This is a genomic window from Aeromonas sp. FDAARGOS 1410 (assembly GCF_019048745.1).
Taxonomy (GTDB): Bacteria; Pseudomonadota; Gammaproteobacteria; order Enterobacterales; family Aeromonadaceae; genus Aeromonas; species Aeromonas jandaei.
On the sequence record NZ_CP077401.1, the window covers coordinates 3,206,058 to 3,220,384 of the forward strand.

Consider the following 14,327-nt stretch of genomic DNA (forward strand, 5'->3'; position numbering starts at 1 on the left):
CCAACTCTAACCGTTGCAAAAAATATATATATCGGCGGGACAGGGATGTTCAAGAATGAACCAAATCGAACGAAGCTGTTTTTTCCTTTAATATCAAAACACTAGCAAAAGACCTTATTGAGGCCTTATTCACTTTTTCATTCACTAATGACAAATTGATTTTATGAACAATATAAAAAGCGGCCCTGAAGGCCGCTTTGATTCAGAAAACATCGTTTCAGGATAGGGGGAATGCCGGGTGGACAAATCCCTGATATCCATCGATATGAAGTTTGGAGAGTAGCTCCACTTGCTGCTGGTCTTCCACCCGCGTGGCAATGGTCAGAACACCGGCATTGTGGGCTGCACGACAAACAGCGGCAAGGAAGGAGGTATCGGCCCCCGGCTCCATCACCTGGCTGGTATAGCCATGATCCACCTTCACATAAGCAGGGGCCAACTCTTCCAGATAACCGAGAGACTGGAAGTGGCGACCATAATGATCAACACCCCATTCGAAACCAAGCTGACGTAATACCTGAACCAGTGCCGTCACTTGCTCCCGATGTTTCACAATCGCCGCCTCCGGAATTTCAAACAGCAGACGCCCCTGCAGATTTACATGCTCCGAGAGAAATTCTGGCAACCACGCCAGGAAATCATCAGAGCAAAGTGAACCAGCGGTAATATTGATAGCCAGCGTCAACTCGGCATCTTGTTGCAACAAGCCGGTACTGGACTCCAAGATAGCCTGGTCAAATTCACTCCCCAGTTTGAACTGTTCAATAGCAGGCAAGAATTGTCCTGCAAAGTAATCCGTTCCATCGCGCGAAATAGAGGCAAACAGCTCGGCATGCATGCGCGAGCCATTATCAAAGCGGCAGGCGGGTTGTGCCTTGAAGCGCCATAGATGACGGTTAATCGCATCTTGCACCAGATCTCGCCATGCCAGACGCCCCATCATGCCCTGGCTATCCCCACCTTCAATAACAACTGCTCCACGACGCTCATTACGGGCTTTACCCAGTGCATTATCTGCCTTGGTCAACAGCGCTGAGAGATCATCTTTACCATCACGACCCGCAATACCGATAACAGAGAGCGGGTTACCCTCCTCCATCGGATTAACCACCAAGTCAGCAATACGGGAGTTAATAATCTCGGCCAGTTCTTTGAGCTGCTCAAAATCATCAGTCGGGCATAACAATGCATACTCAGTTGCCGAAATTCGTGCAACAGCGGCGCCATCCCATCCCTTAAGCTGTTCCCGCAACACTTGGGCGATGGACTTGACCATATTGTCACGAGCCGCGAAACCTTCATCACGGTAGATATCTTCCAGCATATCCACCGCAACCAGCATAACCCCGCCTTGACCAGCTTCAGCAATCCAGGCATTTACTTGGCCAACAAAATAGGCTCGATTACCCAAACCGGACACCGCATCGACATAGACGCGCTCACGCAGTTTTTCTGCCTCTTCAGCCTGTTCTTTGAACTGCACAGCCAGCTTGCCGGAGAGAATATTGATGGCCTGAACAACTTGCTTCAGCTCATGAGTCCGAGGTTCGGGGATGGTATGACCAAAATGGTGCAACTCAATCTCGACGGCCTGGTCACAAATCTGTTTGAGCGGCTTTAACAGGAAATTCAGCGCTCGCATCAACAAAATAGTAGTAATGAGAAAGCCAATCACGAACCAGGTTGCCAATTCGCTCATGCCCACCCACAGCTCGTGATAAGCCTGGCCCGGATGACCGACCACCTTCAATTTGCCAAGCTGTAGCCAACCAGATGTCAGAATCGACTCGTTGGAGACTTCTGGAAATAATCCCAACTTAATAAACCAGTCCGGTACGCCCTGAATACGGCTGCTGTTCTCCTCTTCAATCACATCTTTCGAGGCAAGCAGATCAAGCCGCACAATACGATAATAACCACCGTCAAATATCGCCTTGATCACCGACTCGGCACCAACTTTGTCTCCGTTTTCCAGATAGGGAGTCAGAGCCAGCCCCAATGACGTCGCGGTGTTAATCACCGTTGTTTCCTGCTGCTGTGCAAGATAGGAGCGTGTCGAATTGAATTGCACCCAATAGGTGGCTGCAAACAACAATCCAAACAACAGCAACATGGTGGCCAATAACTGTCTGTAGAGCGTCATAGGTTAATCATCCAAATTCACCACAGGCCGAGCCAATCGCCCTGATGTCATGCGATTGCGTAAATCATTCCATAGCCCCAAGCGGGATGAATCGCCAGCCAGTTCCCCTTGGCCTCGCGCTTTCATCAACCACAAGTGACTACCGTTAAAACTGAAAACTGGCACAAGGTCATGCCGCTGGGTAGCGGGACGAATTGAGCCTATCAAATTGTCCAATATAACCGGAACTGACGATGGTGTTTCGTAATAGGCTACGACCATATGAAACTGGTTATAGTCGAGTGCCTTGACGTATACCATGCGCATTTTCTCATCCGGAATACCGAGTTCAAGCAAGGTAGAATACTTGGCAATACTGAAATCTTCGCAATCACCACCGGAAGCCCCCAGAAACTCCAATGGTGTCGCCCAATAATCTTTTTTACGCCACAACTTTATATCGTCAATAAAACGCATCTGATTAAAGAACTGATTCACCTTTTCCAGCTTCTGGCGTTCACTTAATCCAGCATCCTTGTTTTGCTGCACCAGTGTGCGCCAGGTAGTGACTCTCTTCCCGGCCCGAATGCCGTAGGTCTGCTCAGCGCGTTTGATCAACTGCATATCTTCCTGAGTCAACGGTTGGCTGGCGGAGAGCAATAAAGAGAGAGGGAGTAGGAATAACCACAGAGAAGCACGCACCATTCGCATCAAGCTGCGACTAGCGCCAAACCGGGCATGAGAAATACCAACAAATGACAACCAGAAAGCCACATCATTTTCCTGCCGCATCGTTGGTGAAACTCTCCTGCACAAATCAACCGGTTTGAGCCAGACAGGATGGCATTATCGGTACCGCCATCCTGCCTGCAGTTACCCTAACCAAGAAAGGGCAACTGAATACCAACTTACTTCTTGGCCTGCCACTCGGTAGGCTGTTTGAAGTTGAACGCATTAAGCAGGCTACCCGTCGCATTCAAAATGCGATAGTCGGCCAGCAATGAGTCGTACTCTGCTGTGATATAGCTGCGGCGCGCTTCAAACAGTTCGTTCTCGGTGTTCAATACGTCCAGCAAGGTTCGCTGTCCCAAACCAAATTGCTTCTTGTATGCCTGAACAGTGTCATAGCTGGCATCTACGTGCTCTTTCAAGAAGGTTTTCTGTTTGGCCAGTGACTCTTTGGCGTTCCACGCAAGACGAGTTCCCTCTTCAACTTGACGGAAAGCATTCATATGAATGTCTTTTGCCTGAGAGTAAAGCGCGGATGTCGCATTGCTTTGCGCCACATCGGAACCACCACGGAACAGGTTGTAGCGCATCCGCACCATGGCAGTCAGATCGTCGTTACGGCCTTTAACAGCATTGATATCCTCGTTCCAGTTCTGATCGACCTCAAAAGTCACATCAGGATAGAAACCGGACTTGGCACCTTCATGCTGGTACTTGGCGGCTTCAATATCTTGCAAAGAGGAGAGCAGAGTGGGGTGAACCTCGGTAGCAGTCTTCAAAGCACTCTCGAGTGACGGCGGAAGCAGCTCTGTATTCGGTGTCGGTTGAACCAGGTCTTTTGGCACCTCATTGACGACACGAATAAATTCACTTTCCGCATCACGATAATTGTTTTCTGCCGCAGCTTGGTTGGAATAGGCCCGAGCCACACGTCCATCGATCTGGGTCTGGTCAGCAGTTGAACCAAGGCCGGAGTCAGTACGCTTGCGGATATCGCTGCGGATCTGCTCGTGGGTCTCGAGGTTTTGCTTGGATAGCTCCAAAATTTCCTGCTGACGTAGCATATTGAGATAAACCTCAGCCACCCGCAGAGCCGTATTTTCAGCTTCGGAGATCATCGCCAGACGCTGGGCATTGGCCTCTGCCTCGGTTCTGGAGACATTGCTACTGACATTGAAACCGTCAAAAAGCATCTGACGCAGACTGATCCCCGCCTCTTTACGAGTCATGGAGTCATCAATCGTTGTCGAGTTGGAGCCAGCAGCTCGAGTTGTCGGGCTATCAACTTTTTCGTAGCCAACGCCACCGCGCAAATCGATGGTGGGATAGTAACCCCCTTTGGCGCCATCATGCTGATAAAGACGAGCCTGATAAAGATCAAACGCCTCTTTGATCTTGGGATGAGTCGCAAGTGCCTGCCCTACCGACTCTTCCAGAGTCTGGGCCTGCACCAATGCTGGCAACATAGTTACGCCACTGACCAGCATGGCAACAATCGTTTTTTTCATGTTATCTCCAGTCATGTCTTGTTTTTAGATTGTTGGCTTATCGTTCTCTCAGTGCCGACTGTTTTGCCCGTAATATCGGCTTAAGCAAATAGTCTAGGACACTTTTTTTACCAGTAATTATATCTGCACTGGCTAACATACCGGGGATGATGGGAAGTGCATTAAGCTCATCGCCCAAGTAACTTTTCTCGGTGCGCACCCGAACCAGATAGAAGGAGTTCCCCTCTTCATCCTGGATCGAGTCCGCACTTATCTGTTCAACCTTACCATGCAAGCCTCCATAGATGGTGAAGTCGTAGGCGGTGATCTTGACTACAGCATCAAGTCCTGGCCGCAAGAACGCTATATCTTTCGGAGATACTTTGGCTTCCACCAGCAGGGTATCTTCCAGCGGAACTATCTCCATCAAATCCATACCGGGTTGAACAACACCGCCTAGAGTGTTGACCTTGAGCTTCTTGATGGTGCCTTTGAGCGGAGCAATCACGCTGGTGCGATCAACCCGATCTCGCAATCCGACCTGCCCTTCCGACAACTGCCCCAGTCTGCCTTGTTTTTCATTCAACTCGGTCTGCGAATCAGCCCTGAACTTAAGTGCAATGTCGTTGCGCTTGGAGATGGTCTCACGCAATACCGCATTCAACTTGGGGATCAGCAGATGGTTACTCTCAAGCTCCCCCTGCATTTCGTTGACCTGCCGCTCCAATTTGATCAGCTCAACCTGTGGCACAATCCCCTCTTTCGCCAACGGACGGCTGATATTGAGCTCTTGTCTTGCAAGCTCAACGCTGCGATTGACAGTGCGGATTTTGGCGTTGAGCTCAATCAGTTCCTGCTCATTCTGCTCAATCTGCTGGCCTAGGATATAGAGCTGGTTCTTCAGGTTATTAAGACGATCCTTCTGGACCGACCGTTCACGGTTGGCATATTCGGCAAAGACAGTTTCATAACCATCCGGAAACTCAATGGGTGCTTCGCCCACTACAACCTGTTCACGCCATCCCAGATTCGGCTCGTTTTTCACCTCGACGCTAGCCATTTCTGCATGTAACCGAGCAATGTCCCCTTTAAGAGTCACCAGCTCCTGCTCACGCTCGCGAAAATCGGAACGAAAACGAGTGTCATCAATACGTAGCAGTGGTTGGCCTTTTTCGACGATGTCGCCTTCTTTGACGAAGATCTCTTTGACGATCCCCCCTTCCAGGTTCTGGATCACCTGCAACTGGCGAGAAGGGATGACTTTGCCTTGTCCTACAGTAACCTCATCCAGTTTTGCCCAGGCAGCCCACACAATCGCGCTCATAAAGAAGAAGAAGCAGCACCAAAGCAGAATGCGCGCCCGGGTCGGTGTCGTCAGCAAAACGGCTGCGGTACCATCATCGACAAAGGCAAGATGCTCGGGGGCTGGCAACACTTCATCGGAAGAGTGCTTTTTTAATCCCTTGAACCAGCCTAACAACCGCTTAGCCATGGGATACCTCCTGCAGCCGTACCTTGCCCTCTTTGAGCTGTTGCAACACCGCCTCTTTCGGGCCATCAGCCACTATTTGCCCCTGCTCGATCACTATCACTCGGGAGGCGACATCAAGCATGGAGGTTTTGTGGGTGATGAGAATCAAGGTCGTTTCCGGACCCAGTCTGGCCAACTCCTGTTTAACCAGCATTTCAGACTGGTTGTCCATATTGGAGGTCGGTTCATCCATCACCAGAATGGGCGGGTCATTAAGCAGAGCTCGTGCCAACAGGATGGCCTGACGCTGGCCACCCGAAAGCTGGCGCCCACCTTCACCTATCTGCCGATCCAGACCATTGGGATCCCGGTTGGTAAAGTTGGTCACACCAGCCCGTTTGGCGGCGCGCAATACCCGCACATCGTCCACCAGCGGATTACCCAGCATGATGTTATCGCGCACCGAACCAAAAAAGAGCACGACATCCTGCGGTACACAGCCAATATTGCGGCGAATCACCGAGGGTGGCAGCTGATCGAGTTCAAAACCATCGATTCTGACCGAGCCATCAGTCGGACGATAGAGGCCCATCAAGAGCTTCTCGAGGGTAGTTTTACCCGCACCTATCCGGCCGATAATTGCCACCTTCTCACCCGGCTGGATGCGCAGATTGATATTGTGCAGGGTACTGGTCTCCATTCCCGGATATTTGAAGGAGACATTCTCGAACTCAATCCGGCCAGAGATAACCGGATGATGGATATATTGTTTTCCCTCCTCCTGCTCACCCGGCGTTACCATGATCTTTTCCAGAATATCCAGCGCAGACTTGGCCTGGTTATAGCGGGTCGAGAGTACAGAGAGCTGCACCATGGGCGCGATAGCCCGGCTGGATAGCATCACGGCCGCGATCATCCCCCCCATGGTCACATTGCCCTCGGAGATCTGGTAAACCCCGACAATCACCAACCCGACAGTCACCACCTGCTGGATGTAGCTCGCCAGTGACGACATGGAGTTGGTGATGCGGCGGGTCTGAACGCCCCAGGTAGAGATATGGGATACCGCCTGCTCCCAGCGATGCTGGAACATGCTTTCGGCACCAAAAATCTTCACAGTCTCAAGGCCCGAAATACTTTCGATCAGGTTGGCATTTTTCTGGGAAGCCAGCCGCGATCCCTCTTCAATCGACTTCTTGAGCGGCTCCTGAATATAGAAGCTGTAAGCGATCAAAATCAGCATGGCAACAATCGGCACCACCACCATGGCACCGGCAAAGATCCAGATAATAAAGAGGAAGAAGATGGCGAAGGGAAGATCAATCAGCGTTGAAACAGTTGCCGAAGTAAAAAACTCCCGTACCGACTCAAACTCCTGCAAATGTTTGGCAAAAGCACCGGTTGAGGCAGGACGAGACTCCATCCGCATGCCCATCACCTTGGCAAAAATCTTCGCAGAGAGCAGTACATCCGACTTTTTGCCGGCGATATCAATGAAGTAACTGCGCAGCTGCCGCATCACATAGTCGAAGGTAAAAACAACCATGGCACCCACAGCCAGCACCCAGAGCGAGTCAAACGCCAGATTGGGTACAATCTTGTCGTAGACGTTCATGGTGAAGAGCGGGCTGGCTATTGCGAACAGGTTTATCAGAATGGATGCGATCAATACATCACGATAAATTCCGCGGGATTCAAACAAGGTACTCCAGAACCAGTGACCGTCACGGGTTTCCAGCACCTTGGGCGAACGTTCATCAAACTTGAACTGTTTCTTCACATAGAAGAGGCGCCCGATATATTCGTCCCCCAGCTGGGCGACCGCAACCCACTGGGTCGCATCCCCGGCCTGCGGAAAAATCACTTTTCCCTGGCTTCGATCTTCATTCCATTCCAGCAAAATACAGGCGCCGCCATTGCGCATCTGTAGCACGCAGGGCAGCAGCAGCGGAGAGATCTCATCAAGCGGCTGAATGACTTCACGGGCAGACAGACCTCCCCGCTCGGCAGCACGACCAAAAAGCGACGTGGTCAGACGCCCCGATACCAAGGGTAAACCGGTCGTCAGGGCATCCTGACTGTTTGGCACGCCGTAAAAGCGGGTCAGAAAGACCAGACACTCCAATAACTCATCAATACGACTTGTTTCTGCTTGCATAGCATCCTGTCACTGCATGAATGAGGTCGAGATAACCCCGCTGCCACCAGAACCTGTTCTTGCCAATCCAGATCAAGAACAACTGCCGCCACTGGCAATACCGCGGAGGGGAACGGCGCATCCGGGGTCGTTAACCCGGTTCGTTCTAAACAGCGGCATGGCTCATTATCGATAAAAGAGCGAGTGAAATACTCTGCTGACGTTTAGCTCATCATTAAATGTGGCTGAACGTAATTGATAGCGATATCTATTATGGTGCATCACTATATCAATCCGTACGCACCAAGACTATAGCTAAATCTATGAAGCTTTTTATATAAGCCTATGTTTTATGGGAAAATAGTAACTCTCCGCTCAACTACAGCTCAGAAAGCATAAAGGGTCTTCCCAGTGCGTACCCTTGTGGCCCCTGGCTTGCGAGGGCCTTGGCAATCTCACTCATGGCCGTCCAGCGATTTTCACACCAGACCGGAGCCAGCAGAGTCGGGCGACGAGCTGAGGCCGAAATGCGGTGATATACCACCTCGGGTGGTGTGTGCTGGATCATGGCGACAGCGGTTTCCACATACTGCTCCAGCGTCAATACCTCAAGCCGACCCGCCTGCCATGCCTTGCCAAGGGTACTGCCCTCGACCACATGAAGCGGATGGAGCTTGATCCCCTCAACTCCGGTTTCCACGATGCGATGCAGGGTATCGAGGCTATCCATCGGCACCTCGCCCGGCAGACCGACGATCAGATGGGCACACACCTTGATACCGCGCTGATGAGCCCGCGTCACTGCATCCACATAGGCAGCATAACCGTGACCCCGGTTGATCCGTTGCAAAGTCTTGTCGTTGGCGCTTTGCAGCCCGAGCTCCAGCCAAACCTCGTAGCCCCGGGCCTGATAGCCCGCCAGCAGATCCAATACGGCATCCGGTACACAATCAGGACGAGTGCCGACACAAAGTCCCACCATATCGCTCACCGACAGCGCCTCTTCATACATCCGCTGCAGATACTCGACCTCGGCATAGGTGCTGGTATAGGCCTGAAAGTAGGCAAGATAACGCTTGGCACGGGTCACCTCATCCCGACGGGCCAGCAGTTGCTGCACCACAGATAGCTGCTGGGCCGATTCATCGGCGAAGGAAGAGACATTGCAGAAGGTGCATCCGCCACGGCCCAGGGTACCGTCCCGGTTTGGGCAGGTGAAGGCGCCGTGAATGGAGAGCTTGTGGATCTTCTGGCCATGACGCTGCTTGAGATCCTGACCGAATGTATTGACGAGTTCGTGTAACTGCATGACACCTCCGCTAAAGGAGCGCCATTGTACGAGCTTGCGCAAATACGGCGCTGAGCTGGATCAAGGGAAGAAAGGGTCAGAATTCATATAAATATTCACCATTTTGCAGATAAATATATGATATCGGCCGATTATTGATGCTTTTGAGACCTTGCCTGCCACGGGGCTGCGCCAGCAACCATATCCGCAATGGGATATAAACTATTGTTGAACAATGAAAAAATTTAAGAGTACGGCTTGCGGGCAAATGCAAGAGACAGGATTGTGAAATGTGATCACCTTCGTCCTTGGCATCCATGATTTGGTAAAATTACTACAGTTCTCGATACCCATGGAGTAAACCACCAAAACGAGTATATGCAGACTATTAATCCAAAAAAAACATTTTAATCAGAATAAAAATAAAACAAGACGTAATTCATCGCCGCAAATCCATATTTTGTTATGTGAATGTAACATTGCAAAGAGCCCGGAAGTCCAATTGACCTTGCTGAAAAATCCCATTAGTTTGGAGATTCGCCACGTCAGGCAGACGGAACCACAAGAGCCAGTCGCAATTTATGCAGTCAGACGATGACTGTGCGATGCAAGGCCGAGCAAGGGAGATATGCAATGTCACTATATGATCCAAAGCTGGAGAGGGATAACTGTGGCTTCGGCCTGTTGGCCCACATGGAAGGGGAAGCCAGCCACAAGCTTGTCCGTCTCGCGATGTCAGCATTGGCTCGCATGCAGCACCGCGGCGGGATCTCCGCCGATGGCAAGACCGGCGACGGTTGTGGCCTGTTGCTGCAAAAACCGGACAGCTTCTTCAGAGCTGTCGCCGAGGAGAAGGGATGGCACCTTGGTCGCAACTATGCGGTCGGCATGCTGTTTCTCAACCCTGACCCCGTATTGGCCCAGGCAACTCGCGACATCATCGACGAGGAGCTGGAAAAAGAGACCCTGAGTCTGGTCGGCTGGCGCAAGGTGCCTGTCGATACCAACGTACTCGGTACTATCGCCAAAGCCTCCCTACCCAGCATTGAACAGGTCTTTGTCAACGCCCCGCCCGGCTGGGTAGACAAGGACCTCGAACGCCGCCTCTATATCGTGCGTCGCCGCATCGAAAAGCGTGTCAACGACGACTACTTCTATGTGGTCAGCCTCTCCAATCTGGTCACCGTCTATAAAGGGCTGTGCATGCCGGTGGACTTGCCGCGCTTCTATCTGGATCTCGCCGACATCCGTATGCAGGCAGCCATCTGCGTCTTCCACCAGCGCTTCTCCACCAACACCAGCCCGCGCTGGCCGCTGGCCCAGCCGTTCCGCTATCTGGCCCACAACGGCGAGATCAACACCATCGCCGGCAACCGCCAGTGGGCCAAGGCTCGCAGCTACAAGTTTGCCACGCCGCTGATCCCCGATTTGCAGGAAGCGGCCCCCTTCGTCAACACCACCGGCTCTGACTCCTCCAGCCTCGACAACATGCTGGATCTCTTCCTCGCCGGTGGTATGGACCTGTTCCGCGCCATGCGCCTGTTGATCCCGCCTGCATGGCAAAAGCACCCGAACATGGATGACGACCTGCGCGCCTTCTACGACTTCAACTCCATGCACATGGAGCCGTGGGATGGCCCGGCAGGTATCGTCATGACCGATGGCCGCTACGCCACCTGCGCCCTTGACAGAAACGGCCTGCGTCCGGCCCGCTACGTCATCACCAAGGACAAGTTCATCACGCTGGCCTCCGAAGTTGGCACCTGGGACTACACCCCGGACGAAGTGCTGGAGAAGGGCCGGGTCGGCCCGGGCGAGCTGTTCGTGGTGGATACCAGCAACGGCAAGGTGTGGACCAGCTTCGAGATCGATGACGATCTCAAGAGCCGCCACACCTACAAACAGTGGATGGACAAACATTGCCGCCGCTTGGTCCCCTTCGAGCAGATGGACGACAGCCAGACCGGTAGCCGCGAATTCTCCGATGAGCAGCTGAAAACCTATCAGAAGCTGTTTGGCTACTCCTTCGAGGAGCTGGACCAGATCATCCGGGTTCTCGGTGAAAATGGTCAGGAAGCGGTGGGCTCCATGGGGGATGACACCCCGATGGCAGTGCTCTCTTCCAGCGCTCGCACCCTTTATGACTACTTCCGCCAGATGTTTGCGCAGGTGACCAACCCGCCCATCGATCCGCTGCGGGAGAATCACGTGATGTCGCTCGCCACTTGTATCGGTCGCGAGCAGAACGTCTTCAACGAGACCTTCGGCCACGCCCACCGGGTGCTGTTCCAGTCACCGATCCTGCTCTACTCCGACTTCCACCAGCTGCTGGCTCTGGAAGGAGAGTACTACCGCCACAAGGTGATCAGCCTCAACTTCAAGCCCGAAGAGGGGCTGGAGGCAGCCATCCTGCGCATCTGCGAGGAGGCCAAGGCTGCCGCCAGGAGCGGTACCGTGCTGCTGGTGCTGTCGGATCGCGACATCAGCATCGATACCCTGCCCATCCCGGCCGCCATGGCGGTGGGTGCGGTGCAGCGTACTCTGGTGGACAACAACCTGCGCTGTGACGCCAACATTCTGGTGGAGACCGCGAGCGTGCGCGATCCGCACCACTTCTCGGTGCTGCTGGGCTTTGGCGCGACCGCCATCTACCCCTATCTGGCCTACGAAACCCTGGCCAAACAGGTTGAAGAGGGTGTGCTCGCCATGCCTCTGCGCCAGGCGATGGTCAACTACCGCAACGGCATCAACAAGGGGCTCTACAAGGTGATGTCCAAGATGGGCATCAGCACGGTCGCCAGCTACCGCTGCTCCCAGCTGTTTGAAGCGGTCGGTCTGGCCAAAACCGTGGTCGAGACCTGTTTCCGTGGCGTATCGAGCCGTATTCAGGGCGCCGACTTTGCCGACATCCAGCAGGATCAGCTCAAGCTGGCACGTCAGGCCTGGCTGGCCCGCAAGCCCCTCGCCCACGGCGGCCTGCTCAAGTTCGTTCACGGCGGCGAGTACCACACCTACAACCCGGATGTGGTGCAGACCCTGCAAACCGCGGTGCGTTCCGGCAACTATGCCGATTACAAGGAGTACGCCCGTCTGGTCAACGAGCGCCCGGTCTCTACCTTGCGTGACCTGTTGGCCCTGAAGAAGGTCGACAATCCGGTCGCACTGGATCAGGTTGAGCCGGCCGACAAGCTGTTCCCCCGCTTCGACTCCGCCGCCATGTCCATCGGTGCCCTCGGCCCTGAGGCCCACGAGGCACTGGCTGTTGCCATGAACCGCCTCGGCGGTCAGAGCAACTCCGGCGAAGGTGGCGAAGATCCCAAGCGCTTCGGTACCGAGAAGAACTCCCGCATCAAGCAGGTGGCTTCCGGCCGCTTTGGCGTCACCCCCCACTACCTGATGAACGCCGATGTAGTGCAGATCAAGGTGGCTCAGGGGGCCAAGCCCGGCGAAGGGGGCCAGCTGCCCGGTGACAAGGTGACTGCCCAGATCGCCCAGCTGCGCTATTCCGTGCCCGGCGTGACCCTGATCTCGCCGCCGCCGCACCACGACATCTACTCCATCGAGGATCTGGCCCAGCTCATCTTCGACATCAAGCAGATCAACCCGAGCTGTCTGGTGTCGGTGAAACTGGTCTCCGAGCCCGGCGTTGGCACCATTGCCTGCGGCGTGGCCAAGGCCTATGCCGACTTCATCACCATCTCCGGTTATGACGGCGGTACCGGTGCCAGCCCCCTCACCTCGGTCAAATATGCCGGCTCCCCGTGGGAGCTGGGTCTGGCCGAGACCCAGCAGGCGCTGGTCGCCAACGGCCTGCGCCACAAGGTGCGGCTGCAGGTGGATGGTGGTCTCAAGACCGGTCTCGACATCATCAAGGCGGCCATCCTCGGCGCCGAGAGCTTCGGTTTTGGCACCGGCCCCATGGTGGCGCTCGGTTGCAAATACCTGCGTATTTGCCACCTGAACAACTGCGCCACCGGCGTTGCCACTCAGGATGAGAAGCTGCGTCGCGAGCACTTCACCGGCCTGCCGGAGATGGTGATGAACTACTTCAAGTTCATCGCCGAGGAGACCCGCGAGCTGATGGCTCAGCTCGGCGTCACCCAGCTGACCGACCTGATTGGCCGCACCGATCTGCTGGAAGCCCTGCCCGGCCTCACCGCCCGTCAGGCCAAGCTGGATCTCTCCGGCATTCTGGCCCGTCCGGTGGCACCGGCAGGCTCCAGCCTGTTCAGCCAGCAACACAACCCCACCTTCGACAAGGGGCCACTCAACCTGAAAATGGTGGAAGATCTGCTGGAGGCGGTGGAAACCTCAAGCGGCGGCGAGTTCCGCTACGACATTCGCAACACCGACCGCTCGGTGGGTGCGCGCCTCTCGGGCGAGATCGTCAAACGGCACGGCAATCAGGGGATGGCAGCGGATCCGGTCAAGGTGCACTTCAACGGCACCGCAGGCCAGAGCTTCGGCGTCTGGAACGCAGGTGGCCTTGAGATGATCCTCACCGGCGATGCCAACGACTACGTGGGCAAGGGGATGACCGGCGGCAAGCTGGTGATCAAGCCCCATGTCGGCGTGGCGTTCAAATCCCATGAAGCGGCCATCATCGGCAACACCTGCCTCTACGGCGCCACCGGCGGCAAACTCTACGCCGCAGGCACTGCCGGCGAGCGTTTCGCGGTGCGCAACTCAGGCGCCTTGGCGGTAGTCGAGGGGATTGGCGACAACGGCTGTGAATATATGACCGGCGGCATCGTCACCGTACTGGGTCAGACCGGCGTCAACTTCGCGGCGGGCATGACCGGCGGCTTTGCCTACGTGCTCGACGAGTGCGGCAACTTCGCCAAGCGCACCAACCCCGAGCTGGTAGAACTGCTGGATGTGGCGGATCTCGCCATCCATCAGGAGCACCTGCGCGGCATCATCACGGCGCACCTCAATGAGACCGGCAGCTCGCGCGCCGAGGAGATCCTGGCCAACTTCGACTCCTATGTGCCCAAGTTCAGGCTGATCAAACCCAAGTCCAGCGACGTGAAATCGCTGCTGGGTCACACCAGCCGTTCCAGTGCAGAACTCAGAATCCAGGCGCAATAAGG

The 14,327-nt window shown here is 54.5% G+C and carries 7 protein-coding genes; 1 reads left to right on the top strand and 6 read right to left on the bottom strand.

Annotation, left to right across the window (positions count from 1 at the left end):
• Positions 1–217: 217 nt before the first annotated feature.
• The 6 genes from I6L40_RS14810 to I6L40_RS14835 all read right to left on the bottom strand — a co-directional run bounded on the left by I6L40_RS14810 (position 218) and on the right by I6L40_RS14835 (position 9,255).
• A complete protein-coding gene (locus tag I6L40_RS14810) occupies positions 218–2,143 on the bottom strand; it encodes an EAL domain-containing protein (RefSeq protein ID WP_071911331.1) in 1,926 nt (641 codons plus the stop codon).
• 3 nt (positions 2,144–2,146) lie between these two features.
• The gene (locus tag I6L40_RS14815; protein ID WP_165791334.1) at positions 2,147–2,833 is read right to left on the bottom strand and encodes a transglutaminase-like cysteine peptidase; all 687 of its coding nucleotides are present in this window, start codon (positions 2,831–2,833) and stop codon (positions 2,147–2,149) included.
• A gap of 197 nt (positions 2,834–3,030) precedes the next feature.
• The gene (locus I6L40_RS14820) at positions 3,031–4,359 is read right to left on the bottom strand and encodes a TolC family outer membrane protein (RefSeq protein ID WP_071911329.1); all 1,329 of its coding nucleotides are present in this window, start codon (positions 4,357–4,359) and stop codon (positions 3,031–3,033) included.
• 37 nt (positions 4,360–4,396) lie between these two features.
• Positions 4,397–5,830, bottom strand: coding sequence for an HlyD family type I secretion periplasmic adaptor subunit (locus tag I6L40_RS14825; protein WP_216994470.1), 1,434 nt, complete (start codon positions 5,828–5,830; stop codon positions 4,397–4,399).
• Positions 5,823–7,967, bottom strand: coding sequence for a type I secretion system permease/ATPase (locus I6L40_RS14830; RefSeq protein WP_042033157.1), 2,145 nt, complete (start codon positions 7,965–7,967; stop codon positions 5,823–5,825). The genes I6L40_RS14825 and I6L40_RS14830 overlap by 8 nt, the downstream gene beginning before the upstream one ends.
• Before the next feature lie 358 nt (positions 7,968–8,325).
• Complete coding sequence (locus I6L40_RS14835; protein WP_071911325.1) at positions 8,326–9,255, bottom strand: TIGR01212 family radical SAM protein; 930 nt, start codon at positions 9,253–9,255, stop codon at positions 8,326–8,328.
• Between the two features lie 612 nt (positions 9,256–9,867).
• Here I6L40_RS14835 and gltB point away from each other — a divergent pair.
• Positions 9,868–14,325, top strand: a complete 4,458-nt coding sequence (gene gltB, locus I6L40_RS14840) for a glutamate synthase large subunit (protein WP_041208470.1) — start codon at positions 9,868–9,870, stop codon at positions 14,323–14,325.
• Positions 14,326–14,327: the final 2 nt, after the last annotated feature.